We start from the raw sequence: 25159 nt of genomic DNA, 5'->3' as shown, positions 1-25159 counted from the left end.
GAGGGTACCGCGGCCCGTGGCGAGGAGCGGGGTCAGGCGTTGCTGAGCAGCCCGGTGCGCAGCTTGGCCAGGGTGCGCGACAGCAGCCGGGACACGTGCATCTGCGAGATGCCGAGTTCGGCGCCGATCTGCGACTGGGTCAGCTCCTCGCCGAAGCGCATGGCGATGATGCGGCGCTCGCGCTCGTCGAGCTGCGCCAGCAGGGGCGCCAGGGAGTGCAGGTTCTCGACCGCCTCCATCGCGGGGTCCGGCTCGCCCAGGACATCGGCGTAGCTTCGGCCGCTGTGGGCGGACTGACCGTCGTCGGCAGGGTCGGTGGGCATGTCGAGGGAGCCCGCGGTGTAGCCGTTGGACGCGACGATGCCCTCGATGACCTCCTCCTCGGTCAGCCGGAGGTGGGCGGCCAGCTCACGGACCGTCGGTTCGCGCTCGGACGCGCCGGCGAAGTGCTCCTTGGCCTTGGCGATCTCGACGCGCAGTTCCTGGAGGCGCCGGGGAACGTGCACGGCCCAGCTGGTGTCGCGGAAGAAGCGCTTGATCTCCCCCAGGATGTAGGGGACCGCGAAGGTGGCGAATTCCACTTCACGGGAGAGCTCGAAGCGGTCGATCGCCTTGATGAGCCCGATCGTGCCGACCTGGATGATGTCTTCCCGCTCCTCGACGCCGCGGTGCCGGAACCGGTTCGCGGCGAAGCGCACGAGGGAGAGGTTCAACTCGACCAGCGTGTTGCGGGCGTACTGGTAGGCGTGGGTGCCCTCCTCCAGGACCTGAAGGCGCTCGAAGAACAGCCGTGACAGCTCGCGGGCATCCTTCGGCGTGACCTTCGACGCGTCCTCCAGCCGCGGCAGGCCCTCCGCCGTGACCGGCGCGCACCTGCCGGACGGCTGCGCGATCCCGTGCTCTTCCACACCGGTGGTCCGTGCGATCAACCCCGCCATGACTTCACCCTCCCCAGGTAACAGTGCTGGGAAGCGCGCCTTCCCCCGAATCGGCCACTCATGCCTGCGGGGCCCGCCAAACACCTGAACGGGAAGGTGGGATGGATCACAGCGCGCGTGTGGCGGGCACCCGGATCGGTGCCCGCCACACACGGGAAAGTCTCAGGATTCCCCTGACGGCGCGGCATCCCCTCATGCGGGGGCGCGCCTCATATGAGGGGGAAGCCCTCGTAGTACGCGCCGACCTGCTGCCGGGATCCGGCGCTGCCGTCGGCTCCCGAAGTGCTGTACTCGGGCGCGTCCTTGATCTCGGCCTTGGTGCGGTTCACATGGACGGTCTCCGCCGCCCTGTCGATCCGCGTGATGGTGCCCGCGGGCAGCAGGACCTCCTTGCCGAAGATCCACACTCCGGTGTCGACGACGAGATGAGCCGCGTCGACCTCGTCGGAATGCTTGTCAACCTTGCCGATATGCCCGTCCGTTGCCTCCACGGCGAACCCGACGAGATCGGCGCCCGCCGCATCGCCGACCGACGGCCGGTAATCCCAGATGCTGCCACTCATTGCTGCTCCAGTTCCTGTGCTTCGACGCCACAACGCTTCCTCGCCGTATTCGCCGTGCTCCGCAAGGGAATGCACGGCGAATCCCGCGCCGCGACGAAGCGCAGTGTGTCGGACTGCACTGCGACGGACTGCCGCCACGGAATGTTCTGCACGGCCGTGACCGGTAACGAAATACTTCGTTCCGCAACGCTCCGGAACGGAAGCTCGTGAACGGAGCTTCGGAACCGAGTCCCGTGAACGGATTGCTCGAAGTGAAATGCTCCGGGGCGAAAGGGAGGGCGGCCGGAACGACGTCGCCGGGGCTGCTGCTCGCCCCTCGGCGCGGTACGTCACTCCGGCGGTATGCCGCCTGATGGCGCCATCGCTTCCGCGTCGGGCGCGGTCAGCGCCGGAACGCTTCGCGGGCCTTGTGCCCGGCCTCACGCATGTCGGCATCGGCGCGCTGGGCCCGGCCCTCCGCGGTCAGCCGCTCGTTACCGACGGCGCGGCCCACGGTTTCCTTCACCGCACCCGTGATCTGCTCGGCCTTGGTGGACATCTTCTTGTCCGGGGTCATGGTCGCGCTCCCTTACTGTTGAGCCGTTTCCTTGACGAGAGAACGCGTGCCCGAAGGTATCGGCGACAAACCGGCAGGCACCCCCTCGGTGGCAAACGGGGCCGGCCTCCGCCATTGCGTATCCGCGGAGGGGCATCGGCCTTTTCAGCCGGTGAACTCCGGGTAAGCGAGGAGTGGAATGAACAAGCCGAGGAGAGATCTGACGGGGTGAACAGCATGGACCACGGAGTGAAGGACACCGGCCGCCCCTCCGGCGCGGGCCGCGCGGACGGCGACACCGACGCGTACACCGCTCGGCCACGCCAGGCCGCGGACGCGCGCCACGCGGTGGCAGCGTTCCTCTCCGGGCTCCGGCCACCGGCCTCTTCGGAGACCACCCAGAACGTCCTCCTCGTCGTCTCCGAATTGGTGACGAACGCCCTTCGGTACGCCGGCGAGGTCACGGCCCTGCGCCTGACGGTCGAGGACGACGCGTTGCGGGTGGCCGTCGAGGACCCCAGCCCCGACCGGCCGCGCGAACGCAGCCCGGACCTGACCGGCGGCACCGGAGGGTTCGGCCTGTCCATGGTGCGCAGCCTCGCCCGAACGGTGACGGTCCGCCCGCACCCGCACGGCGGCAAGGCCGTCATCGCGGTCCTGGCCCGCTGACCGCGCCGGAGCGCGGCGGTCACCCCGGAGCACGCGCCCCGTGCCGTCACCCGTCTGCCCCTGTCGCCGCCGCGCCGGATCGGAACGCCGTTCGCCCAGCTCCACGGCCCCGGAGCCGGTGTCCGGCGTCGGCGCCGAGCGGTCCGCGGCCTCCGCCGCCCGGGGACAACCGGAAGGATGAGGAGACGGCTCATCAGCCGCGTCCGCCGGCCGGCGCGGGCGCGCTCCCGGAGGAAAGGGCGGTGCCCCGATGGCCCCCGACCGCGGCACCGTCGATGTCCTGGTGATCGGTGCGGGCCCGGCGGGTCTCGCGTGCGCTCGGGACCTGCTGTCGGCCGGGCTGACGGTCCGGGTCGCGGAGGCTTCCGACGAGGTCGGGGGCCGGATGCGCACCGACCGGGTGGACGGGTTCGTCGTCGACCGGGGCTTCCAGGTGTTCAACACCTCCTATCCGCAGGTGCGAAAGCGCCTGGACCTTCGTGCGCTGCGGCTGCGTCCGTTCACCCCGGGCGTGCTGGTGCACACCGACGAGGGGCGGCGGCTGCGCTTCACCGACCCCACCCGCGTGCCCCGCAGGGCGGCCGATCTGCTGCCTGGCAGGCTGGCGGGCTCCCGCGACCTGCTCGCCCTGGGCGCCCTGTCCGCCCGCGACATGCTGGCCCCGGCCCGGCTGCTCACCCGCGGCGCGGACCGCACCACCCGGACGGCGCTCGCCGCGGCCGGAGTGTCCGAGGAGTTCGTCGAGCGGTTCTTCCGTCCCTTCCTGTCGGGCGTGTTCCTGGAGGACGAACTGGAGACCTCCAGCCGGTTCTTCCACCTCGTCTGGCGCAGCATGCTGCGCGGCACCCTCTGCCTGCCGGGCGAGGGCATCGGGGCGGTGCCGCGGCAGCTCGCGGACCGGCTGCCCGAGGGCGCCGTGCGGCTCGGCTGTCCCGTCGACCGCCTCACCGACGACGGCGCCCGGCTGTCCGACGGCGGCGGCACCCTGAGGGCCCGCACCGTCGTCGTGGCCACCGGCGCCGCCGCGGCCGGCTCCCTGCTGCCCGGTCTCCCGGTACCCCCGCACCGCACCGTCACGACGTACTACCACGCGGCCCCGGCGTCCCCCTTGACCGAGCCGACACTGCTCACCGACGTGCGGCTGCGGTTCCTGAACTCCTGCGTGCTGAGCGAAGTGGTGCCCGGCCACGCACCCGCCGGCACCGCGCTGGTGGCCACCTCGGTCCTCGGCACGGACGGCCCGGGGCGGGAGGGCGTCCTGCGTGCCGCGCTGACCGAGGCGTACGCCGCGGACGCCTCGGGGTGGGAGCGGGTGGCGGTGCGGACCATCCGTGACGCGCTGCCGGCCATGCCGCCGCCGCACCCGCTGAGCCGGCCGTCCCGGATCGGTCCCGGCCGCTACGTCTGCGGTGACCACCGGGCGACCGGGTCCGTACAGGGCGCGCTGGCCTCCGGCGCCAGGGCCGCCCGCGAAGTGCTCCGCGACCTGGGCCGACCGCCCCGTTGACCGCGCCGTCCTGCGTCCCTGCCGACCACGCCCGCCCTCAGGGCGGCCCGTCCCCGCGGCGCTTCTCCTCGCGCAGCAGCTCCGGCAGGTCCGCCAGGCGGTCCAGGCCCCGCACCGCTCGGAGCATCCGGCCGTTGCCCTCCAGCCGATCCCGGTGCCGGTCGAGAAAGGCCCAGTAGCCCGCCGTGTAGGGGCAGGCGTGCTCCCCGACACGCTCGGTCGGCCGGTAGGCGCACGGGCCGCACAGGTCGCTCATGCGATGCAGGTACGCGCCTCCGGAGGTGTACGGCTTGGTGGTCATCAGGCCCCCGTCGGCGTACTGCGACATGCCGACGACGTTGGGGAGCATCACCCAGTCGTAGCCGTCGACGAAGGAGCGGTGGAACCAGTCGGTGACCTCCGCGGGGTCCCAGCCGCGCTGGAGGGCGTAGCTGCCGAGGACCATCAGGCGCGGGATGTGGTGGGTCCAGCCGGTGTCGCGCACCTGCCGCAGCACGGTGGCCAGACAGCGCGCGGTGACCGCGTCGGCGTCCAGTTCCACGAACCAGCCGGGCAGCGGCGCGTGGTGACGCAGTGCGTTGCGCCGCCGGTAGTCCGCGCCGAAGTGCCAGTACAGCTGCCAGACGTACTCACGCCAGCCGGCGATCTGCCGGATGAACCCTTCCACACTGTTCAGCGGTGCCTCGCCCGCCCGCCAGGCGGCCTCCGCGCGCTCCACGCACTCGGCCGGATGCAGCAGGCCGAGATTGAGCGAGGAGGAGAGCAGGCTGTGGCTCATGACCGGATCGCCGGCCAGCACGGCGTCCTCGTACGGCCCGAAGGCGGCCAGCCGGTGCGCGAGGAAGCGGCGCAGCGCCGTGAGGGCCTCGCGGCGGCTCGCGGGAAAGCGCCGGGGCCCGTCCCGGCCGACGAAGGCGACGTCCCCGTCGCGTTCCCAGCGGTCGAGGTCGCGCCGTACCTCCTCGTCGATCGCGTCCTCACGCGGCCGGTACGGCGCGGGGACGCCGAGGGTGCGGGCGTCCCGGGGCGGTGGCTCGCGGTTGTCGTGGTCGTGGTTCCAGCGGCCGCCGGCCGGCCGGCCCCCGTCCATGAGGAGGTCGTGGCCCTGTCTGACCCAGCGGTAGAAGTCCTCCTGGCGCAGTGTGCCGGTGCTCCTGGCCTCGGCCCAGGCCCGGAAGTCCTCCTGCGGCACGAGGAAGCCGCGGGCCGGCAGCACCGTGACGTTGCCGAGCGAGGAGGTCAGCGCCAGCGCCGCCCGGGACGTGGGGTGATGCACCGTCACCTCGCCGTCCCCGACGGCTTCCCGCAGTCCCTCCCGATAGGTGTCGGCACGGACGTAGCGCACCCGGTCGCCCAGCTCGGCGGCGCGGTGGCGCATCGCGCTGAGCACGAGGTGTGCCTTGGCGCGGTGGAAGCGGCGGCGTCGGAAGACCGAGCGGGCCTCGATCATCACCAGGGGCGTGTCGCGGCCCGGGCCGCCGTCCCCCGGGGCGAGGAAGTGCGGGCCGAGCTGGTCGCCGAACAGCCAGTGCGCGGTGCCCAAACCCGTCTCCTCAGTCCTTGCCGCGGGCCCGTTTGAAGCGGGCCAGGCCGTCGGAGAGTTCGATGAGCGGCTCGGGGTAGTCGTACGCGGCGCGCTCGGTGTCCGGCAGCTTCCACGGCTCGTGCACCGCGCGCCCTTCGATGCCCCGCAGCTCGGGCACCCAGCGGCGGACGTAGGTCCCGTCCGGGTCGAAGCGCTTGCCCTGGGTCACCGGGTTGAGGACCCGGTTGGGCCGGGTGTCGGTGCCCGTCCCGGCCACCCACTGCCAGTTGAGCTGGTTGTTGGCGAGATCGCCGTCCACCAGGAGCTCCAGGAAGTGCCGGGCGCCGATCCGCCAGTCCACGTACAGCGTCTTGGCCAGGAAGCTCGCGGTCAGCAGCCTGCCGCGGTTGTGCATCCAGCCCTCGTGCGCCAGCTGCCGCATGGCCGCGTCGACCACCGGATAGCCCGTACGGCCCTCCTTCCACGCCGCGATCTCCTCCGCGGCCGACCGCTCCCCGCGCCAACGGTCGTGGTGGGTGCGGTAGTCGTCAGCGGCCGCGGTGGGCCTGGCGGCGAGCACCTGGTGATGGAAGTCGCGCCAGCACACCTGCCGGACGAAGGCCTCGGCGCCGGGGCCGCCGCTCCTGCGTGCCCGGTGGACGGCCTCGACCGCGGAAAGGGTGCCGAAGTGCAGATGCGGGGAGAGCCGGGAGGTCGCGTCGCCCGGCAGGTCGTCGTGCCGCTCCTCGTAGTCCGCCAGTCCGCCGCGCGCCCAGGCCGACAGGCGCGCCCGGCCCTCCTTCTCGCCTCCCGCGGCGAGCCCCGCCGAGACCCCCGGGACGTCCTTGCGGGACGGCACCGGCTCCGAGGAGACCCGGTCCGGTACCCGCACCGTGCGGGGGGCGCCCAGCGGATCGCGCAGACGCTCTCGCGACCAGTGCCGGAAGTACGGCGTGAAGACCGCGAAGTGGTCCGAGGAGGCCGGTGTCAGGGCACCGGGCGGGACGGCGGTGACGACGGCGTCGTGGACGTGCAGCTGCCGGCCTTCGGCCTCCAGCGCCGCACGCAGCCGCTCCTCCCTGCGGTGCGCGTAGCCACTGACACCGGCCGCCAGGTGCACCTCGTCGGCATCGGCCTCCGCGGCCACCTTGCACACCTGCTCCACCACGTCCCCGGACCGCACGACGAGCCGCCCGCCGCGCTCGCGCAGCCCCGCGTCGAGGCCGGTGAGGCAGTCGGCGAGGAACGCCCGGCGGTTGGGCGCGGCGAAGCCACCGGAGGCGATGGCCTCATCGCGCACGAACAGCGGCACCACCTGGTCGCCCGCCTGCAGCGCCGCGCGCAGCGGGGGATGGTCGTGCAGGCGCAGATCGGAGGTGAACAGGACGACGGCGACTGTCATGGCGTCACTCCAGGGCGAACGGTGACGTGTACGGCGGGGCGGCTCTCACGGCGCCGGCTGCCGCTCCGGGGGGCGGGCGGCCTCCTCCTCGGCGGCGGTCCTGGCGATGTTACGGGCCATTCCGCCGAAGACGATGGAGTGGAACGGCGAAACGCTCCACCAGTACAAGTGCCCCAGCAGCCCGCGCGGATGGAAGATCGCCCGCTGCCGGTAGCGGGTCCGCCCCCAACCGTCCTGGTCGGCGTACATCTCCAGCCACGCGAGGCCCGGGATCCGCATCTCGGCGCGCAACCGCAGCAGTCTGCCGGGCTCGATCTCCTCGACCCGCCAGAAGTCGAGCGAGTCCCCGGCCCGCAGATGTGCGGCGTCGCGGCGGCCGCGCCGCAGCCCCACCCCGCCCACCAGCCTGTCCAGCCGGCCGCGAATCGCCCACGCGAGCGGGAAGGAGTACCAGCCGTTGTCCCCGCCGATGCCCTCGATGACCCGCCACAGCGCCGACCGCGAGGCGCCGACCGGCAGTTCACGCCGGTCGGTGTAGAGGCTGCCGCCCGCCCAGTCGGGGTCGGTCGGCAGCGGGTCGCTCGGCGCGCCCGGTACCGAGGCGGAGGACCACCGGGTGGTGACGTTGGCCTCCCGCACCCGCTGGAGCGCCAGCGACAGCGCGGTGGCCAGGTCCACCGGTGACCTCGGCCGGTCGGGGACGTACCGGGCGATGTCGTGCTCGTGGCACACCACCTCGTGGCGCAGCGACTCGGTCAGCGGCCGGGCGATGGCCGGCGGCACGGGCGTCACCAGCCCGATCCAGTGGCTGGAGAGCCGGGGGGTGAGCACGGGAACGGGCACGATCAGCCGCCGCGGCAGCCCGGAGATCGACGCGTACTGCCGCATCATGTCCAGGTAGGTCACCACGTCGGGGCCGCCGATGTCGAAGGTGCGGCTCACCTCCCGGGGCAGCTCGGCGCTGCCGACGAGATAGCGCAGCACGTCGCGGACGGCGATCGGCTGGATGCGGGTGCGGACCCAGCTCGGGGTGACCATCACCGGCAGCCGCTCGGTGAGATAGCGCAGCATCTCGAAGGACGCCGATCCGGAGCCGATGATGACCGCCGCACGCAGCACGGCGGTCGGGACCCCCGACGCCAGCAGGGTTCTGCCCACCTCGGCCCGCGAGCGCAGATGCGGGGAGAGGTCGCGTTCGTCGACCTCCGCCGGGGTGAGACCGCCCAGGTAGACGATGCGCCGGACGCCGGCGGCGCGCGCCTGCTCGCCGAAGATGCGGGCGGAGTCGCGGTCGGTCCGCTCGAAGCCCGCGCCGGTGCCGAGCGCGTGCACCAGGTAGTAGGCGATGTCGATGTCCCGCATCGCCGCGCCGACCGACTCCGCGTCCGTGACGTCGCCCCGCACCACCTCGGCCCGCCCGGCCCACGGGTGGTCCCGCAGCTTGCCCGGCGATCTGGCCAGGCACCGCACCCGGTAGCCGGCGTCCAGCAGCTCGGGCACCAGCCGGCCCCCGATGTACCCCGTCGCTCCGGTCACCAGGCAGCGCGGCCCGCCTGCCGGGTCCTCGCTCGTCATGGGAGCCTCCACCTCGCGTCGTACCGTTGCGTCCACCTTCTCCCGCGCCCACCCGTTCCGCCCGTCCTCCGCCGCCGGGCGCGGCCGCGGGGACGCGGGGGTGTCGCGGGCCCACGTCAGGGCCGGTCGGGGGACCGCTGTAGGCCGTCAGTGGAGTAGACCTCTGTACTTATCCACAGCCCTGTCGGGCGCGGGGCGGAACGCGTAACGTGACGCGGCATGAAGATCCTCATCTCGGCCGACATGGAGGGCGCCACCGGCGTGACCTGGCCCGCCGATGTGCTGCCCGGCACGCCGCAGTGGGAGCGCTGCCGCCATATGTTCACCTCCGACGTCAATGCGGCGATCGCCGGATTCTTCGCCGGCGGAGCCGATGAGGTGCTGGTCAACGAAGCGCACTGGACGATGCGCAATCTGCTGCTGGAGCAGCTCGACGAGCGCGCGCAGATGCTCACCGGACGCCACAAGTCGCTGAGCATGGTCGAGGGCGTCCAGCACGGCGACGTGGACGGCATCGCCTTCGTCGGCTACCACACCGGCGCCGGCACCGAGGGCGTCCTCGCGCACACCTACCTCGCCAATTCCCTCACCGGCGTCTGGGTCGACGGCGCCCGGGCGAGCGAGGGCCTGCTCAACTCCCTCGTCGTCGCCGAGTACGGCGTGCCGGTGGTCCTGGTCACCGGCGACGACCGCACCTGCCAGGACGCCCAGGGGTACGCCCCGCAGGCACCCGCGGTGGCCGTCAAGGACTATGTCTCGCGCTACGCCGCGGTATGCCGCCCCCCGGCCCGTACGGCGGCCGACATCCGGGCCGCCGCCCGGGAAGCGGCGTCCCTCGCGGTGCGCCACGAACCGGTCGGCGCCGGCCCCTTCCACGTCGAGATGGAGTTCGACGCGGAGCATTTGGTGGGCGCGGCGACCTGCGTGCCCGGCGTGGAGCGCACGGGAGAGCGCCGCGTCGCGTATACCAGTCAGAACATGTACGAAGCCATCCGGTGCTTCAAGGCGGTCACCACCGTCGTCTCGTCCGCCGTGGAGGAACAATATGGCTGACTTCACCGGGCCGGTCGACCAGCAGGCCCTCGACGAGGTCGTGCGGTTCACCTCCGACCTGATCCGCATCGACACCACCAACACGGGCGACGGCACCTGCCAGGAGCGCCCCGCCGCCGAGTACGTCGCGGAGCTGCTGGCCGAGGCCGGTATCGAACCGACGCTCCTGGAGCGCACCAAGGGCCGTACGAACGTCGTCGCCCGCATCCCGGGCACCGACCCCGCAGCCGACGCCCTGCTGGTCCACGGCCACCTGGACGTGGTGCCCGCCGAGCCCGCCGACTGGACCGTGCATCCCTTCTCCGGGGAGGTCCGCGACGGCGTGGTCTGGGGCCGCGGCGCCATCGACATGAAGAACATGGACGCGATGGTGCTCGCCGCCGTCCGCCGCTGGGCCCGCACCGGCGTGCGGCCCCGTCGCGACATCGTGCTGGCCTTCACCGCCGACGAGGAGGCCAGCGCCGACGACGGCTCGGGCTTCCTCGCCGACCACCACCGCGACCTCTTCGAGGGCTGCACCGAAGGCATCAGCGAGTCCGGGGCCTACACCTTCCACGCCGGCGGCGGGATGCAGCTGTATCCCATCGCGGCGGGGGAGCGCGGTACGGCCTGGCTGAAGCTGTCCGCCCAGGGCCGCGCGGGCCACGGCTCGAAGGTCAACGACGCCAACGCCGTCAGCCGGCTGGCCGCCGCGGTGGCCCGCATCGGCGCCCATGAATGGCCCGTCCGCCTCACCCCGACCGTGCGGGCCGCGCTGCGCGAACTCGCCGTGCTGCACGTCGTCGACGTCGATGTCGACGCCCCCGGCTTCGACGTCGACACCCTGCTGAGCAAGCTCGGCCCGTCCGCCGAGCTGGTCCGGCCGACGATCCGCAACAGCTCCAACCCGACGATGCTGGAAGCCGGTTACAAGGTCAATGTGATCCCCGGCAGCGCCGTCGCCTACGTGGACGGCCGGGTGGTACCCGGCGGCGAGGCGGAGTTCCGCACGACGATGGACGAACTCACCGGCCCCGACGTCAGCTGGGACTACCACCACGGCGAGGTCGCCCTGCAGGCACCGGTCGACTCCCCGACCTTCACCGCGATGCGCGACGCCGTCGAACTCTTCGACCCGCAGGGGCACGTCGTCCCCTACTGCATGTCCGGAGGCACGGACGCCAAGCAGTTCTCCCGGCTGGGCATCGCCGGCTACGGCTTCTCGCCGCTGAAACTGCCCGAGGGCTTCGACTACCAGGCACTCTTCCACGGCGTCGACGAGCGCGTACCCGTCGAGGCGCTGCACTTCGGCGTCCGGGTGCTCGACCATTTCCTGCGACAGGTATGACGGCACGGCCCGCCGGCCGGCCCGGCAGAGGAGGACTTCCCGCATGGTGACCACCGCCCCCTACGGAGCCTGGCCATCCCCGATGGACGCCCGGACGGTCGCCGCGCACGACGGCCGTCCGGCGTTCATCGGCGGGGTCGGTGACGAGGTCTGGTGGACCGAGCCGCGACCCGCCGAGCGCGGCCGCCGGGCACTGGTCCGCAGGCGGCCCGACGGCACCGAGGAGGCGGTACTCCCCGCCCCGTGGGACGTCCGCAGCCGGGTGCTGGAATACGGTGGCCAGCCCTGGGCGGGCACCCTCACCGACCGCGGACCGCTGATCGTCTTCAGCGAGTTCACCGACCAGCGGCTGTACGCCTGCGCACCCGAGGGCGGTGAGGCCCCGCGCCCGCTCACCCCGCTGTCCGCCGTCGGGGGCGGCCTGCGGTGGGTCGACCCGGTGCTGCGCCCGGAACTGGGGGAGGTGTGGTGCGTCCTGGAGGAGTTCACCGGCGACCGCCCCACCGACGTCCGCCGGGTGCTCGCCGCCGTGCCGCTAGACGGCTCCGCCTCCGAAGACCGCCGCGCCGTCCGGGAGTTGAGCGACGACCGGCACCGCTTCGTCACCGGCCCGCGGCTCTCCCCGGACGGCCGGCGCGCCGCCTGGATCGCCTGGGACCATCCGCAGATGCCCTGGGACGGCACCCTGGTGATGCTCGCCGACGTCACCGACGAGGGCGAGTTCAAGGACATCCGGCCACTCGTGGGCGACCTCGGCCCCACCTCGCCCGGCGGGGGCGAGCGGGGCGAGGCCATCGCACAGATCGAGTGGGCCGCCGACGGCTCGCTGCTCTTCGTCTCCGACCTCAGCGGCTGGTGGCAGCTGGAGTGCGTCGACCCCGCGGCGCCGCCCGGCACGGCCGCCCGCCGCAGCCTGTGCCCCGCCCGCCAGGAGGAGTTCGGCGGCCCGCTGTGGAACGTCGGCGAGCGCTGGTTCCTGCCGCTGGACAACGGCACCATCGCGGTCCTGCACGGCCTCGGCGACACCAACCTGGGAATCCTCGACCCGGTCACCGGTGACCTGGTCGACTCGGCCGGCCCCTGGACGGAATGGGCGCCCACCCTCACCGCCCACGGCAGCCGCGCCTTCGGCATCGCCGCAGGACCGCACAGCTCCTACGAGGTCGTCGAACTCGACACCTGCACCGGCCGCTCCCGGGCGATCGCCGCCCGCCACACCGACGTCGTGGACCCCGCCTACTACCCCCGCCCGCGGGCCCGCACCTTCACCGGACCCGGCGGCCGGGACGTCCACGCCCACATCTATCCGCCGCACAGCCCCGACCACACCGGCCCCGACGACGAACTCCCGCCCTTCGTGGTGTGGGTGCACGGTGGCCCCACCACCCGCGCCCCGCTGGTCCTCGACCTGGAAATCGCCTACTTCACCTCCCGCGGCATAGGCGTCGCCGAGGTCAACTACGGCGGCTCGACGGGGTACGGCCGCGAATACCGCGAACGGCTGCGCGGTCAGTGGGGCATCGTGGACGTCGAGGACTGCGCCGCCGTCGCCCGCGCGCTGGCCGACGAGGGCACCGCCGACGGCGCCCGGCTGGCCATCCGCGGCGGCAGCGCCGGCGGCTGGACCACCGCCGCCTCGCTGACCTCCACGGACCTCTACGCCTGCGGCACCATCAAGTATCCGATCCTGGATCTGGCGGGCTGGGCGACGGACGAGACCCATGACTTCGAGTCGCGGTATCTGGAGTCCCTGGTCGGCCCGCTCGCGGAGGTCCCCGACCGCTACCGCGCCCGCTCGCCGCTGCACCGCGCGGACCGTATCGCGGCGCCGTTCCTGCTGCTCCAGGGCCTGGACGATGTCATCTGCCCGCCCGCGCAGTGCGAACGGTTCCTCGCCGAGGTCGCCGGGCGCGGCATACCGCACGCCTATCTGGCCTTCCCCGGCGAAGGACACGGCTTCCGCCGGGAGGACACCATGGTCCGCGCCGTCGAGGCCGAACTCTCCCTCTACGCCCGGACGTTCTGTTTCGTCCGCGACGACATCCCGGAGCTGGAGCTGCGCACATGACGGCGGCGCGGCTGATCCGGCCGCCGCGGCTGCGGCCCGGCGACCGGGTGGCGGTCGTCGCCCCCAGCGGCCCGATCGCGCCGGAGCGGATGGACTGCGGCCTGGACATCCTGCGCGGCTGGGACCTCGACCCCGTCACCTCGCCCGGCACCAGGGGCTCGCATGACACGCTGGGCTATCTCGCCGCCTCGGACGAGGACCGCGCCCGCGAACTCCAGCAGGCGTGGTGTGATCCGTCCGTCGCCGCGGTGTTCGCCGCGCGCGGCGGCTACGGCGCCCAGCGGATGGTCGACCTGCTGGACTGGGACGTCCTGCGCGCCGCGGCCCCCAAGCCGCTGGTCGGCTTCAGCGATGTGACGGTGCTGCACGAGGCGTTCGCGGTGCGGGCCGGAGTGTCCTCGCTGCACGGACCGGCCGTGGCCGGTGAGGTCTTCCTCAAGGACGAGGCCACCCGCGAGCATCTGCGGCGCACCCTCTTCGCGCCGGAGACGGTCCGCACGCTGGCCTCCGGGACGGCCCGGCCGCTGGTGCCTGGCCGGGCCCGCGGGGTCACCGTCGGCGGCTGCCTGGCGATGCTCGCCAGCGAGGTCGGCACCGCCCAGGCCCGGCGCGGCGTCCCCGGCGGACTGCTGCTCCTGGAGGACGTGGGGGAGCCGCCCTACCGCATCGACCGGGCGCTGACGCAGCTGTCGCGTGCCGGCTGGCTCGACGGCGTCGCCGGGATCGTCCTCGGCTCCTGGGCCCGCTGCGGCCCGTACGCACAGGTGCGGGAGGTGCTCAGGGACCGGCTGTGCGGTCTCGGGGTGCCGGTGGTGGAGGAGTTCGGCTTCGGTCACGGTGACTCCGCGCTGACCCTGCCGCTCGGCGTCCCCGCGGAGCTGGACGCGACGGCCGGGACGCTGACCTTGGAGATCCCGGCACTGAGCTGACCATGTGGCCGACCACGTGCGCGCGGGCCCTTCCCGCCCGGACACCTCCACTTGAGTGACGCCCCGTCATGTCTCATGAAATACACGCCGGATGCTGTGTCCATCATGGTGAGTGGCGTAGTCGGTCGCTGAACTGACGTCCTAACAGCGACGCGTGTCGAAAGCGTTGACATGCGGGTTACTCGTGTCACAGCATGAGCCCGCCGTTACCGACTGGTTGGTACGACGTGTCCTTGTGGAGGTCTGCGTGCCCAGCGTGTCCCGAGCCGTCTCCCGCCCCGCACCGCGCAGGTCGATCGCCCTGCTGGCCGGGGCCGCCCTCACCGTGCCGCTGGCCCTGACCGCCGCCCCCGCGACCGCAGCCGCGCCGTATTCCGTCACCGCCCTGAAGCTGACCGTCCGCGCGGGCGACCGCAGCTGCACCGTGGACGCGGACCTCTACCGCCCGGCCGGAGCCGACGCCGCGCACCCGGCACCCGCAGTGCTGACCACCAACGGCTTCGGCGGAAGCAAGGCGGACGGTTCGACCGATGTCACCGCCAAATCCTTCGCCGCCCGCGGCTATGTGGCCATGGCCTACTCGGGTCTCGGCTTCGGCAAGACCGGCTGTCCGATCTCCCTGGACGACCCGACGGCCGACGGCAAGGCGGCCTCCCAGCTCCTCGACTTCCTGGCGGGCGCCCGGGCGGCGGACGACGGCACCCGGGTCGACTACGTCACGAAGGACGGTGCGAGGGACCCGCGGGTCGGCATGATCGGCGGGTCCTACGGCGGCGCCATCCAGATGGCGACCGCCGCCGTCGACCACCGGGTGGACGCGCTGGTCCCGCTCATCACCTGGCACGACCTGGCGTACTCCCTCGCCCCGAACAACGCCGACCGGGACAGCAGTGCACCCGGCCCGGTGCCCGGCGCGTACAAGTACCAGTGGACGAACGGCTTCTTCCTGATCGGCGAGGCCCAGGGGCTGGCGCACCCGGGTCTCGACCGCTCACGGACCGGCGGCGCCGGCTGCCTGCACTTCGTCGCGTCGGCCTGCCAGACCAAGCGGCTGCTGGACTCCGGTCGGTACCCGGCCCAGGACACCGCCACGATGCTCCGCTACGCCCGCAGCGTCTCCCCCGTCTCCTATCTCAAGTCGGTCAGCGCGCCGACGCTCCTCGTCCAGGGCCAGGCCGACAGCCTGTTCAACCTCAACGAGGCCGCCGCGACCTACCGCACCCTGTCCGCCCAGGGCACCGAGACCAAGATGATCTGGCAGGCATGGGGTCACAGCGGGGGGATGAAGAAGTCGGCCGCGGGCGAACTCGACCTCAAACAGGGGAATCTGGAGACCAGCTACGTCGGACGGCGGATCCTCGCGTGGTTCGACCGCTATCTGCACCGCAGGACGGACACCGACACCGGGCCCGCCTTCGCGTACTACCAGGACTGGGCGCCCGAGGGCTCCAGCTACGCGACCGCCTCGGGCTATCCCACGAGCGGCAGTCAGCGGCTGTATCTCTCCGGTGACGGCAAGCTCGTCGACAACCGGACGAAGGTCGCGCGCGGCAGCCGGCACTACCGCAACCTCCCGGTGGCCAGCAGCCACTCGGAGAGTTCGCTGGCCGGCCTGCTCGGGCTGCCGGACTCCGCGCCGTTCGACGGTGCGGGCACCCACCTGGCGTGGACGTCCGAGCCGGTGACGGGCGGGCCGGCCGATCTCGTGGGCACCCCGAAGGTGACGCTCAAGGTCTCCTCGCCGGCGGCCGAGCGGACCCAGAACTCCTCGGACGCGGCGGACAAGCTGGTGCTGTTCGCCAAGCTCTACGACGTCGCGCCGGACGGCAGCAAGACGCTGGTGCACCGACTGGTGGCCCCGGCCCGGGTGCCCGATGTGACGCGGAGCTTCACCGTGGAACTCCCGGGCATCGTGCACCGCTACCAGCCGGGGCACCGGCTGCGCTTCGTCGTCGCGGCGAGCGACTCCGCCTACACGGGCAACCGCGGTATCAAGCCGGTGACGATCACCAGCGCCCCCGGCGACACCGGAGTGCTCGAACTGCCCGTCATGCGGGGCCAGGTGGGGTAGGGCTGCCGGTCAGCCGCCCGCGACCTCGATGGCTCCTACCGGGCAGGCGCGGGCGGCTTCCCGCAGCAGCGGGTCGCCCGCGCCGTCCTCCCGGCCGGGCAGCACCGTGCCGAAGCCGTCGTCGTCCTGGGTGAAGACCCGGGGCGCGGTCAGGGCGCACTGACCGGCGCCGATGCAGATGTCCTGGTCGACGGTGATCCGCACGGCGGACTCCTTTCCCGATGCTGTCGCCATCCGGCTCACCAGGCCAGCGGCAGTTCGATCATGCCCTGCAGGGTGTCCCCGGGGTTGATGGGGAGGTCGCCGGCCGGTACGGCGAGCCGCAGTCCCGGGATCCTCGTGAAGAGGGAACGCAGCGCGATCTCCATCTCCGCCCGCGCGAGGTTCTGGCCCAGGCACTGGTGGATCCCGAATCCGAAGGCCACATGGTGACGGGCGGCTCGGCCGAGGTCCAGGGTGTCCGGGGCCGGGTACACGGTGTCGTCACGGTTGATCAGGGAAGCCGGGAAGATCACGCCCTCGCCGGCCCGGATGGTCCGCCCGCCCCACTCGATGTCCTCCTTCGCCACCCGCAGGATGCCGTCGAGGATCGACAGGAAGCGCAGCAACTCCTCCACCGCGCTGGGCATGAGGTCTTCCCGGGAGCGCAACTGCGCCAGCTGTTCGGGGTGTTCCAGCAGCGTGAGGGTGCTCAGCGAGATCATGTTGGCGGTGGTCTCGTGGCCGGCGATCAGCAGGATCATCGCCATCCGGGTCAGTTCGTCGTGCTCCAGCGCGCCGGCTCGCAGCCGGTCCTCGATCAGATCGTCCAGCAGCCCGTCGCCCGGATCCTTCTCCTTCCGGGCGATCAGACCGGCGAAGTAGGTCTCCAGATTCTGCCGGGCGGTCTCCGCCTCCTCGCCGCTGCGGCCGCGCAGGATGCGGTGGGACTGTTCCTCGAAGAACTCGTGATCGGCGTACGGCACGCCGAGGAGCGAGCAGATCACCATGGAGGGCACCGGCAGCGCGAAGGCGGAGACCAGCTCGGCGGGCGGGCCCTGCGCCAGCATCCGGTCGAGGAGGCCATCGACGATCCGCTGGATCTCGGGGCGCATCGCGGCGATCCGCTTGACGCCGAAGCTGGGGATCAGCATCCGGCGCTGGGTGTTGTGCACGGGGTCGTCCACGCCCAGGAGCGGCGCCCTGGTCCGCCGGACCGCCGAGAAGCGCTCGCTCGGGATCGGGAAGGACGGGTTCAGCCGGTCGGAGGACAACCGCTGGTCGGTGAGCAGTTCACGCGCCTCGGTGTGGCCGGTCACCGCCCACACCGAGCGGCCGTCGTAGAGGGAGACGCGGGCCAGCGGGCCCTGTGCGCGCAGCGGGTCGTAGCCGGCCGGGGGGTGGTAGGGACAGGTGCGGTCCTGGGGGAAGGAGATGGCTTCGGTCATGGACGCCTCCCGTACGCAGGGGCCCGGGTCCCCTGCGCGGCATGTCGACAGACAAGCGCGCCTGTGCGACGCACCCGGTCTCACCTCATGCCTGTGTCCCGGCGGATGTCTACGGGCAGTTCGGCCAACTTCCGTGCGGTGCGGACAGGTTCGCCTCGCCCACCTCGTCATGGCCCGGACGATGCTGCGCAGGACCCGCCGTCGCCTCGCACTCGCGGCCCCCGCGGCGGGGGAGCGGCAGTGGCGGCGGACGAGAAGCGGCGGGCCGCTCGATCCGGCCCGGTGATGCCGCGTCAGTGGCTCGGCAGCGCCCGGCGGGCGGCGCCGTGGGGCACCTTCCTGGCCAGGCGTCCACACGCCTTCATAGGATCTGCCGATGACGACCAACCCTCGCCCGCCTGCCCGCGGCCCCCGTGTGGAGCTCCTGCCCTTCACCGCCGACGACCAGCAGGAGTTCACCGCCCTGGCCCGGGAGAGCAGGTCCCTGCACCACCCGTGGCTGTTCCCGCCGGAGACCCCCGCCGCGTACGACAGCTACCTGAGCAGGCTGGCGGAACCGGTGCGCGAGGGCTTCCTGTTCCGGGACCGCTCCGACGGCCGGATCGCGGGATTCCTGACGATCAACAACATCGTGCACGGCGCGTTCCGGTGCGGTGCGATCGGCTACGGCGCCTTCGCGCACGCGGGCGGGCGCGGGCTCATGGCCGAGGGGCTCCGGCTGGTCCTGCGCCACGCCTTCGACGAGATGGGCCTGCACCGGCTGGAGGCCAACATCCAGCCCGCCAACACCCGGTCGATCGCCCTGGTCGAGCGCGCCGGCTTCCGGCTGGAGGGGTTCTCGCCGGACTTCCTCCTCATCGACGGCGCGTGGCGCGACCACGAGCGCTGGGCGATCACCAGCGAGATGGCGCCCGCGGAAGGCGCGTAGGGGCGGGCAAGGAGTGACCCTCGCGGCGCCGGCCGGGCAGAGTGGGATCATGGGAATCGACTTCCGCCGTACCGTGCCCGTCTTCCGCATCTTCGACCTGGCCACAGCGCACGCGTTCTACCTCGGCTATCTCGGCTGCACCGTCGACTGGGAACACCGCTACGAGCCCGGTATGCCGCTCTACACCCAGGTCTCGCGCGGCGGCCTGGTCCTGCATCTGTCCGAGCACCACGGCGACGCGACGCCCGGCTCGACCGTCCTCCTGGAACTGAGCGGGGTACGCGACCTGCACGCCGAGCTGGCCGGCAAGGACTATCCCAACCTGCGGCCCGGCCTGGAGGAGGACGGGACGGGTACGTCACTCACCCTGACCGACCCGTTCGGCAACCGGCTGCGCTTCCACGAGCGGCACCCCGACGAGCCGGAGTCCTAGGGCGTGTCCGCAGGGCGATTCCGACGGGCGGGTGGCTTTTTCCGCTGCTCACACGGGTGTTAGTGGGGTGTTAGCGGAGCGGCAGCGGGGCAATAGCGGCGCCGACCAGAGTGGGTGACGTACCGAGGAAACACCGACACCGACCCGACCCGGGGGACCCGATGAGCTCCAGCACCACTGCCCGCACCGCGCGCCGCCGCACCCTGCGCGTTGCCGCCGCGGCCCTGACCGCAGTGGCCGGCCTCACCCTGACCGCCTGCTCCGGCTCGGACGCCGCCGACGCGAAGCCCGCGGCCCACGCGAGCGCGCCCGACGCACAGTCCACCGCTTCGGACCGTTCCGGAGCGCAGAACTCCGACGGCAAGGCGAGCCCCGATGCCAAGACCGGCGCCGAGCCGGGCGCCGCGGGCAAGTCGTCGGGTGCCACGCAGGCCACCGGCGTCGGCAAGAAGGCCTCCCCGGTCCGCACCGAGACCCTGGTGGACGGCAGCAAGGCCGAGATCTACGACCTCGGCTCCCAGCGCTACCGCGCCAAGATCGTCAGCGACGGTGCGGTCGTGGCCACGATGGAGACGACAGGGCAGGACGCCGACGCCGGGCTCGACGCCAACGGCATGTACGTCGTGCTCACGATGGGCGGCGAGATCCACTCCTGGATGGGCGGCGAGCACCAGGGACCGGGCACCTTCAAGCTCGCCGGCGGCTGGAAGGCCGAGGTCACGAAGGTCGGCGAGCTGCGGTACCGCGCGAAGATCATCGGCTCCGAGGGCGTGGCCGCCACGCTGGAGACGAACGGGCACGACGTCGGGGTCGACGCCAACGGCGTGTACATCGTGCTCAGCGCCGGCGGCGTGATCAGCGCCCACGAGTGAACGCCCGCCCGACCGCGGCGGTGGAGCCACCTCGCCCGAGGCGGCTCCACCGCCGCAGTGCCGGGGCCGGAGCCGGACCGCACCGTGCCGGGCGCCTGGCGGAAAGCCAACGGCCCTACTCCCCGGGCCCGTTACGATCCCGGCATGCGCCGCACCGTACTCATGGACGCTCCCTCCAACCTCGGACTTCGCCCGCCCGCGCCCGGCGCCGTCCCCGGCTGCCACAAGCTCGCCGGTGCCCTGCGCGACCAGGGGCTGCTACGGCGCCTCGGTGCCCAGGAGGGGGGAGTGGTGGTGCCGCCGCGCTACGACCTCGGACGGTGGCAGGAGGGCGACGGCGACTTCCACGCCGAGGCCATCGCCGGCTACACCCGAAGGCTCGCCGAGCGCGTCGGGAAGCATGTGCGCGACGGCGCGTTCCCGGTGCTGCTCGGCGGCGACTGCAGCATCCTGCTCGGCGCCGTCCTCGCGCTGCGCCGCCTGGGCCGGTACGGCGTGGCGTATCTCGACGGCCACGGCGACTTCCGCCACCCCGGCAACACCGAGGTGGCCGGCCCGGTGGGTGCCGCCGCCGGTGAGGGCGTCGCGCAGATCACCGGACGCGGACAGCCGGATCTGACGGATATCGACGGACTGCGGCCCTACGTACGGGACACCGACATCAGCGTCCTCGGCATCCGCGACGCCGACGAGGACCAGCCGGAGCTGACCGGCCTCGGCATCCGCCACGCCCCGGTCGGTGTGATCCGCCGACGCGGAGCCGGGACGGTGGCGCGCGAGACGCTCCGACACCTCCAGCACCCGCCGCTCGACGGCTTCTGGCTCCACCTCGACGCCGATGTCCTGGACCCCTCCGTCATGCCGGCCGTCGACAGCCCCGACCCCGACGGCCTCCACACGGACGAACTGCGCGCCCTGCTCGGCCCCCTGGCCGCCTCGCCGCGGTGCGTCGGCGTCGACGTCACCATCTACGACCCGGACCGCGACCCCGAAGGAGCCGGCGCGGCGCTGCTCGCCGACCTCCTGGAGAGCGTCTTTGCGCAACCCTGACCTCACCTGTGCGCAACACGCCCTGTGCAGACCGGCCGAGACGATGTTCCATGGTCAACAGGCGGCCACCGCAGCAGAGGTGGCCCGGTCCAACCATGCGAGGCAGCCGTGGCCACGAGTGTGCGACGCACGACCTTGACCCTTCCCGCAGCGCCCATCGGCCCCGACAACCCCTTGCCCGCCCTGCGCGCCTCCGACGACCCGCACCGCATCCGCATCCCCGAGGACGCCGGTCTGCCCGCCGACATGGCGCGCCAGATCCGCTACCAGCCGCTGCGCACGATCCTGCCGACGCGGCTGCGCGACGGCTACGGCCGTCACCGCGTCGGCACCGACGTCGAGGCGCTCGTCATCGAGAACGACCGGCTGCGCGCCACCGTCCTGCCGGGCCTCGGCGGCCGGGTGTACTCCCTGCACCACAAGCCCACCGACCGGGAACTGCTCTACCGCAACCCCGTGCTGCAACCCGCCAACTTCGCCCTCAACGGCGCCTGGTTCTCCGGCGGCATCGAGTGGAACATCGGTGCCACGGGCCATACCACCCTCTCCTGTGCACCGCTGCACGCCGCCCGGGTCCCGGCCCCCGACGGCGGCGAGATGCTCCGGCTGTGGGAGTGGGAACGACTGCGCGACCTGCCCTTCCAGGTGGACCTCTGGCTGCCGGAGGGCTCGGACTTCCTGTACGTCGGCGTCCGCATCCGCAATCCGCACCACCACACCGCGCCCGTCTACTGGTGGTCCAACATCGCCGTTCCCGAAGCCGAGGGGACCCGCGTCGTCGCCCCTGCCGACGAGGCGTGGCACTTCGGCTACGAGCACGCCCTGCGCCGGGTCCCTTCCCCGGAGTTCAACGGCGCCGACCGCAGCTACCCGCTGCGCAGCGACGTCCCCGCCGACTACTTCTACGAGGTCCCCGACGGCGCCCGCCGCTGGATCAGCTCCCTCGACGAGGGCGGCCGCGGCCTGGTGCAGACCTCCACCGACGCGCTCCGCGGCCGCAAGCTCTTCGTCTGGGGTGCCCAGCGGGCCGGGCGGCGCTGGCAACGCTGGCTCACCGAGCCCGGAACCGGCGGCTACGCCGAGATCCAGGCAGGTCTGGCCCGTACCCAGCTGGAGCATGTGGCGCTCGACGGCGGCGGCGAGTTCAGCTGGCTGGAGGCGTACGGGCCGCTGGCCGCGGACCCGGCGGTGGTGCACGGCGACGACTGGGGCGCCGCCCGCGGTGAGGTCGCGGCCCGGCTGGAGGCGGCCCTGCCGCGGGCCGACGTCGAGGCCGCCCTCGCCGCCTGGCGGCCGTACGCCGACGCGGAACCGAAGGAGCAGCTCGCCACCGGCTCCGGCTGGGGCGCGCTCGAAGTCGCACGGGCCGGCCACGACTTGCCCGGCACCCCCTTCGAAGGGGGCACCATGGGCGAGGAACAGCAGCCGTGGCTGACCCTCCTCACCTCCGGCGACCTGCCCGCCGATGCTCCGGTGCCCGGCGCCACGCAGGTCGCCCCCGCCTGGCGCGATCTGCTGGAGTCGGCCCGGCCGGGGCCGGCGACCGACTACCACCTCGGCCTCGCCCAGTGGCACGCCGGTGACCGCGCGCAGGCCGTCCGCAGCTGGGAGCGCGCACTGTCGCACGGCGCGGGCTGCCTGCCGCTGTACTGCCTGGCGGTGGCGGAGTGGGAGGCGGGCGACACGGCGCGGGCCGCCGACCGCTTCGCGGAGGCGTTCGCCTGCGCCGACCGGGCCGCGCACTCCGCCACGCCCGGCCCGGCCGCCCGTGTCTGGCGAGCGGCCCTGCCCGCCCTGGCCAGGGAGGCGGTCCCGGCGCTGCGCGCGGCGCGGCGGAGCGAGGAGGCGGCGGACCTCCTCGGGCGGCTGCCCGAGGAGGTGTCGGCCGACGGCCGGTTCCGGTTGCTGACCGCCCAGGTGCTGCTCGACCGGGGACGGACCGCCGAGGCCCGCGAGATCTTCGACGCGGGCTTCGAGATCGCCGATCTGCGGGAGGGCGACGAGGCGTTGAGCGACACCTGGTACGCCATCGCGGAACGCCTGGTGGCCGGCGAGGGTCCGGTCACCGACGAGGTGCGCGCCACGGCCCGTGCCGAGCACCCGCTGCCGGAGCGGTACGAGTACCGGATGCGGCCGGTGTGACGACTACCGGTAGGCCGGCCCGGCCTACCGGGCCGCGTCGTCCCGGCCGGTCCTTCCTCAGGCCGGCTTGTCCAGCACGGCCTTGCTGTGGCTGAAGGTGTCGAGGGAGTACTCGCCGTGGTAGCGGCCCATGCCGCTCTCGCCCACGCCGCCGAACGGCAGGTCCGGAGCGGTGAGATGGGCCACCGGCAGCCCGAAGGTGAGCGCGCCGGAGGAGGTCTCGGTCAGCAGCCGGTGCCTGGTGTCGTCGGACGCGGTGAACGCGTACAGCGCGAGCGGCTTGTCGCGCTCGTTGATGAACGCGATCGCCGCGTCCAGGTCGGGCACCCGCACGATCGGCAGGATCGGGCCGAAGATCTCCTCCCGCATCACCGGGGCGTCGGGGGTGACATCGGCGAGCACGGTGGGCGCCAGATAGCGCGTGGCGCGGTCGTGGATACCGCCGACGACCGTGCGGCCGCTGCCGAGGAGGGCGGTCAGCCGGTCGAAGTGCCGCTCGTTGACGATCCGTCCGTACTCCGGGGCGGCGGCCGGGTCGGCCCCGAACCGTTCGCGCACGGCCTCGGCGAGGTGCTCCTCCAGGCCCTCCGCGGTGTCGCCGACGGCCAGGACGTAGTCGGGTGCGACGCAGGTCTGGCCGGCGTTGAGGAACTTTCCCGACACGATGCGCTGTGCCGCCACGGCCAGGTCGGTGCCGAGGTCGACGACGGTCGGGCTCTTGCCGCCGAGTTCGAGCGTGACCGGCGTCAGGTGCTTGGCGGCGGCCGCCATCACGATCCGCCCGACGGTGCCGTTACCGGTGTAGAAGAGGTGGTCGAACCGCTGCTCCAGCAGTGCGGTGGTCTCCGGGACGGCGCCCTCGACGACGGCCACCGCCTCGTCGTCCAGATGGCGCGGCAGCAGGCGGGCGAGGGCTGTGGAGGTGGCGGGGGCGAGTTCACTGGGCTTGACGACGGCGCAGTTGCCCGCGGCCAGCGCCCCGACCAGCGGGGCGAGGGCCAGCTGCAGCGGGTAGTTCCAGGGGGCGATCACCAGGACGACGCCGAGGGGCTCGCGGACGACATGGCCGGTGGCCGGGAGCAGCCGCTCGGGCAGGTCCGCGGGCCGGGAGGCCAGCCAGTCGTCGAGATGGGCGAGGGTGTGATCGATCTCGTTGATCGTGAAGCCGACCTCGGTGCGGTATGCCTCCTTGGGGCCCTTTCCCAGGTCCTCGTGGAGCGCCGCGACGAGTTCGTCGGCGTGCTCGGTGAGCAGGGTGCGCAGCGCCTCCAGCTGTCCGCGCCGCCAGGCCGTCGACCTGGTGCGGTGGGTGGCGAAGGTGGCGCGGAGCCGGGCCACGACGGCGGCGACGTCCAGGGGCGTGGTGGGGGTGTGAGGTGCCATGCCCCCGAGGCTACATGAAACGAAAGTGTTTCGTTTCGTATTGAAGTGGCTAGACTCCCCGTGTGGCCGAACGCACCGAGAGCAACGACACCGCGACCGCCGAGCGGCAGCCCGCCCGCGGCCGGCCGCGCGACGCCGGCCGTGACCGGGCCCTGCTGGAGGCCACCGTCCAGGTCCTCCAGGAGAGCGGCTACGGCGGGCTGACCACCGCGGCGGTGGCCAAGCGGGCCGGGGTGTCCACCGCGACGCTCTACCGCCGCTGGCGCTCCAAGGAGGATCTGGTCGTGGGCACCGCCGTCCGCTGGGCGGCCGATCTCGGCCCCCAGCCGGACACCGGCAGCCTCGAAGGCGACCTCGCCGCACTGCTGCGGGACAAGGCCGACACCCTGGAAGGGCCGGGCGGCCGGCTGCTGCATGTGCTGATCGGGGAGGCCGCGCACAACGAGGCGCTGGCCCGGGTGCTGGACACCGCCATCGTCCAGCCCGTCCGCGACCGCGCCGCCACCGTGGTCCGGCGCGCGGTGGCCCGCGGCGACATCCCGCCGCTGGACGACGCGCATGTCCTCGCCGACCTCGTCGTCGGTTCGATGGTCAGCCGCCTCTTCCTCACCCCGGACGCTCAGCCCCCGGCGCCCCGCGCCCCCTCGTCCGGCGAGGCGATGGCACGGGAACTGCTCCCGTTCCTGCTGCGCGCGCTGGGCGCGTCCACCGCTGCCGACGGGGGATGAACCTCCAACGCGCCCACCCTGCCGCCCTGCTGAC

22 protein-coding genes are annotated in these 25159 nt (G+C 72.9%); 13 read left to right on the top strand and 9 right to left on the bottom strand.

Annotated elements, in window-relative coordinates; genetic code table 11:
• Window positions 1-32: 32 nt before the first annotated feature.
• From QOM21_RS07620 to QOM21_RS07610, 3 genes are all read right to left on the bottom strand, one after another.
• Window positions 33-938 (bottom strand): RNA polymerase sigma factor SigF, encoded by a 906-nt coding sequence (locus tag QOM21_RS07620; RefSeq protein WP_407548981.1) that lies wholly within the window; start codon window positions 936-938, stop codon window positions 33-35.
• A gap of 209 nt (window positions 939-1147) precedes the next feature.
• On the bottom strand, window positions 1148-1501 hold the full coding sequence (locus tag QOM21_RS07615; RefSeq protein WP_407548980.1) for a PRC-barrel domain containing protein: 354 nt from the start codon (window positions 1499-1501) through the stop codon (window positions 1148-1150).
• 382 nt (window positions 1502-1883) lie between these two features.
• Complete coding sequence (locus tag QOM21_RS07610) at window positions 1884-2057, bottom strand: CsbD family protein (RefSeq protein WP_407548979.1); 174 nt, start codon at window positions 2055-2057, stop codon at window positions 1884-1886.
• Window positions 2058-2273: 216 nt separating this feature from the next.
• Here QOM21_RS07610 and QOM21_RS07605 point away from each other — a divergent pair, with 216 nt between their 5' ends.
• Both QOM21_RS07605 and QOM21_RS07600 read left to right on the top strand, forming a co-directional pair.
• Window positions 2274-2705 (top strand): ATP-binding protein, encoded by a 432-nt coding sequence (locus QOM21_RS07605; RefSeq protein ID WP_407548978.1) that lies wholly within the window; start codon window positions 2274-2276, stop codon window positions 2703-2705.
• A 250-nt stretch (window positions 2706-2955) separates the two neighbouring features.
• The gene (locus QOM21_RS07600; protein ID WP_407548977.1) at window positions 2956-4212 is read left to right on the top strand and encodes an NAD(P)/FAD-dependent oxidoreductase; all 1257 of its coding nucleotides are present in this window, start codon (window positions 2956-2958) and stop codon (window positions 4210-4212) included.
• Between the two features lie 37 nt (window positions 4213-4249).
• On the opposite strand, the gene QOM21_RS07595 is transcribed toward QOM21_RS07600, so the two are convergent.
• The 3 genes from QOM21_RS07595 to QOM21_RS07585 are packed head-to-tail and all read right to left on the bottom strand — an operon-like array spanning window position 4250 to window position 8714.
• Window positions 4250-5755: a cryptochrome/photolyase family protein gene (locus tag QOM21_RS07595; protein WP_407548976.1), complete on the bottom strand. Its 1506-nt coding sequence runs from the start codon at window positions 5753-5755 to the stop codon at window positions 4250-4252.
• 10 nt (window positions 5756-5765) lie between these two features.
• Window positions 5766-7139 carry a cryptochrome/photolyase family protein gene (locus QOM21_RS07590; protein WP_407548975.1) on the bottom strand — a complete coding sequence of 458 codons (1374 nt, stop codon included), beginning with the start codon at window positions 7137-7139 and terminating at the stop codon, window positions 5766-5768.
• Between the two features lie 45 nt (window positions 7140-7184).
• Window positions 7185-8714: an SDR family oxidoreductase gene (locus tag QOM21_RS07585; protein WP_407548974.1), complete on the bottom strand. Its 1530-nt coding sequence runs from the start codon at window positions 8712-8714 to the stop codon at window positions 7185-7187.
• A 219-nt stretch (window positions 8715-8933) separates the two neighbouring features.
• On the opposite strand from QOM21_RS07585, the gene QOM21_RS07580 reads away from it, so the two are divergent.
• The 5 genes from QOM21_RS07580 to QOM21_RS07560 all read left to right on the top strand — a co-directional run bounded on the left by QOM21_RS07580 (window position 8934) and on the right by QOM21_RS07560 (window position 16162).
• Window positions 8934-9767 carry a M55 family metallopeptidase gene (locus tag QOM21_RS07580; protein ID WP_407548973.1) on the top strand — a complete coding sequence of 278 codons (834 nt, stop codon included), beginning with the start codon at window positions 8934-8936 and terminating at the stop codon, window positions 9765-9767.
• Window positions 9760-11094, top strand: coding sequence for a M20/M25/M40 family metallo-hydrolase (locus QOM21_RS07575; RefSeq protein WP_407548972.1), 1335 nt, complete (start codon window positions 9760-9762; stop codon window positions 11092-11094). Before QOM21_RS07580 ends, QOM21_RS07575 begins: the two co-directional genes overlap by 8 nt.
• 43 nt (window positions 11095-11137) lie before the next feature.
• Window positions 11138-13162: a S9 family peptidase gene (locus tag QOM21_RS07570; RefSeq protein ID WP_407548971.1), complete on the top strand. Its 2025-nt coding sequence runs from the start codon at window positions 11138-11140 to the stop codon at window positions 13160-13162.
• Window positions 13159-14091, top strand: a complete 933-nt coding sequence (locus QOM21_RS07565; RefSeq protein ID WP_407548970.1) for an LD-carboxypeptidase — start codon at window positions 13159-13161, stop codon at window positions 14089-14091. The genes QOM21_RS07570 and QOM21_RS07565 overlap by 4 nt, the downstream gene beginning before the upstream one ends.
• A 256-nt stretch (window positions 14092-14347) precedes the next feature.
• Window positions 14348-16162 (top strand): CocE/NonD family hydrolase, encoded by a 1815-nt coding sequence (locus QOM21_RS07560; RefSeq protein WP_407555602.1) that lies wholly within the window; start codon window positions 14348-14350, stop codon window positions 16160-16162.
• A gap of 9 nt (window positions 16163-16171) precedes the next feature.
• Here the strand turns inward: QOM21_RS07560 and QOM21_RS07555 are convergent, their stop codons facing one another.
• Together QOM21_RS07555 and QOM21_RS07550 are read right to left on the bottom strand one after the other, a co-directional pair.
• Window positions 16172-16366: a ferredoxin gene (locus QOM21_RS07555; RefSeq protein ID WP_407548969.1), complete on the bottom strand. Its 195-nt coding sequence runs from the start codon at window positions 16364-16366 to the stop codon at window positions 16172-16174.
• 35 nt (window positions 16367-16401) lie between these two features.
• Complete coding sequence (locus QOM21_RS07550) at window positions 16402-17589, bottom strand: cytochrome P450 (protein WP_407548968.1); 1188 nt, start codon at window positions 17587-17589, stop codon at window positions 16402-16404.
• A 376-nt stretch (window positions 17590-17965) separates the two neighbouring features.
• Between QOM21_RS07550 and QOM21_RS07545 the strand changes: the two genes are divergently transcribed.
• The 5 genes from QOM21_RS07545 to QOM21_RS07525 all read left to right on the top strand — a co-directional run bounded on the left by QOM21_RS07545 (window position 17966) and on the right by QOM21_RS07525 (window position 23014).
• Complete coding sequence (locus QOM21_RS07545) at window positions 17966-18517, top strand: GNAT family N-acetyltransferase (RefSeq protein WP_407548967.1); 552 nt, start codon at window positions 17966-17968, stop codon at window positions 18515-18517.
• A gap of 49 nt (window positions 18518-18566) precedes the next feature.
• The gene (locus QOM21_RS07540; RefSeq protein ID WP_407548966.1) at window positions 18567-18950 is read left to right on the top strand and encodes a glyoxalase superfamily protein; all 384 of its coding nucleotides are present in this window, start codon (window positions 18567-18569) and stop codon (window positions 18948-18950) included.
• Between the two features lie 161 nt (window positions 18951-19111).
• Window positions 19112-19822: a hypothetical protein gene (locus QOM21_RS07535; RefSeq protein WP_407548965.1), complete on the top strand. Its 711-nt coding sequence runs from the start codon at window positions 19112-19114 to the stop codon at window positions 19820-19822.
• 144 nt (window positions 19823-19966) lie between these two features.
• Window positions 19967-20872 (top strand): arginase family protein, encoded by a 906-nt coding sequence (locus QOM21_RS07530; protein ID WP_407548964.1) that lies wholly within the window; start codon window positions 19967-19969, stop codon window positions 20870-20872.
• 108 nt (window positions 20873-20980) lie between these two features.
• Window positions 20981-23014 (top strand): DUF5107 domain-containing protein, encoded by a 2034-nt coding sequence (locus QOM21_RS07525; protein ID WP_407548963.1) that lies wholly within the window; start codon window positions 20981-20983, stop codon window positions 23012-23014.
• A gap of 57 nt (window positions 23015-23071) precedes the next feature.
• Here the strand turns inward: QOM21_RS07525 and QOM21_RS07520 are convergent, their stop codons facing one another.
• Window positions 23072-24397: an aldehyde dehydrogenase family protein gene (locus QOM21_RS07520; RefSeq protein ID WP_407548962.1), complete on the bottom strand. Its 1326-nt coding sequence runs from the start codon at window positions 24395-24397 to the stop codon at window positions 23072-23074.
• A gap of 62 nt (window positions 24398-24459) precedes the next feature.
• Here QOM21_RS07520 and QOM21_RS07515 point away from each other — a divergent pair, with 62 nt between their 5' ends.
• Window positions 24460-25125, top strand: coding sequence for a TetR/AcrR family transcriptional regulator (locus QOM21_RS07515; RefSeq protein WP_407548961.1), 666 nt, complete (start codon window positions 24460-24462; stop codon window positions 25123-25125).
• The last annotated feature ends 34 nt before the right edge of the window (window positions 25126-25159 follow it).

Source organism: Streptomyces sp. Pv4-95, assembly GCF_045782725.1.
Lineage (GTDB): Bacteria > Actinomycetota > Actinomycetes > Streptomycetales > Streptomycetaceae > Streptomyces.
This window is presented reverse-complemented; position numbering and strand designations above follow the sequence as displayed.

What these genes read in the sequence shown, in the direction of transcription:
- QOM21_RS07620 (WP_407548981.1), bottom strand. Translation starts at nt 938, where the DNA reads ATGGCGGGGTTGATCGCACGGACCACCGGTGTGGAAGAGCACGGGATC.
- QOM21_RS07615 (WP_407548980.1), bottom strand. Translation starts at nt 1,501, where the DNA reads ATGAGTGGCAGCATCTGGGATTACCGGCCGTCGGTCGGCGATGCGGCG.
- QOM21_RS07610 (WP_407548979.1), bottom strand. Translation starts at nt 2,057, where the DNA reads ATGACCCCGGACAAGAAGATGTCCACCAAGGCCGAGCAGATCACGGGT.
- QOM21_RS07605 (WP_407548978.1), top strand. Translation starts at nt 2,274, where the DNA reads ATGGACCACGGAGTGAAGGACACCGGCCGCCCCTCCGGCGCGGGCCGC.
- QOM21_RS07600 (WP_407548977.1), top strand. Translation starts at nt 2,956, where the DNA reads ATGGCCCCCGACCGCGGCACCGTCGATGTCCTGGTGATCGGTGCGGGC.
- QOM21_RS07590 (WP_407548975.1), bottom strand. Translation starts at nt 7,139, where the DNA reads ATGACAGTCGCCGTCGTCCTGTTCACCTCCGATCTGCGCCTGCACGAC.
- QOM21_RS07585 (WP_407548974.1), bottom strand. Translation starts at nt 8,714, where the DNA reads ATGACGAGCGAGGACCCGGCAGGCGGGCCGCGCTGCCTGGTGACCGGA.
- QOM21_RS07580 (WP_407548973.1), top strand. Translation starts at nt 8,934, where the DNA reads ATGAAGATCCTCATCTCGGCCGACATGGAGGGCGCCACCGGCGTGACC.
- QOM21_RS07575 (WP_407548972.1), top strand. Translation starts at nt 9,760, where the DNA reads ATGGCTGACTTCACCGGGCCGGTCGACCAGCAGGCCCTCGACGAGGTC.
- QOM21_RS07570 (WP_407548971.1), top strand. Translation starts at nt 11,138, where the DNA reads ATGGTGACCACCGCCCCCTACGGAGCCTGGCCATCCCCGATGGACGCC.
- QOM21_RS07565 (WP_407548970.1), top strand. Translation starts at nt 13,159, where the DNA reads ATGACGGCGGCGCGGCTGATCCGGCCGCCGCGGCTGCGGCCCGGCGAC.
- QOM21_RS07550 (WP_407548968.1), bottom strand. Translation starts at nt 17,589, where the DNA reads ATGACCGAAGCCATCTCCTTCCCCCAGGACCGCACCTGTCCCTACCAC.
- QOM21_RS07545 (WP_407548967.1), top strand. Translation starts at nt 17,966, where the DNA reads ATGACGACCAACCCTCGCCCGCCTGCCCGCGGCCCCCGTGTGGAGCTC.
- QOM21_RS07540 (WP_407548966.1), top strand. Translation starts at nt 18,567, where the DNA reads ATGGGAATCGACTTCCGCCGTACCGTGCCCGTCTTCCGCATCTTCGAC.
- QOM21_RS07535 (WP_407548965.1), top strand. Translation starts at nt 19,112, where the DNA reads ATGAGCTCCAGCACCACTGCCCGCACCGCGCGCCGCCGCACCCTGCGC.
- QOM21_RS07530 (WP_407548964.1), top strand. Translation starts at nt 19,967, where the DNA reads ATGCGCCGCACCGTACTCATGGACGCTCCCTCCAACCTCGGACTTCGC.
- QOM21_RS07520 (WP_407548962.1), bottom strand. Translation starts at nt 24,397, where the DNA reads ATGGCACCTCACACCCCCACCACGCCCCTGGACGTCGCCGCCGTCGTG.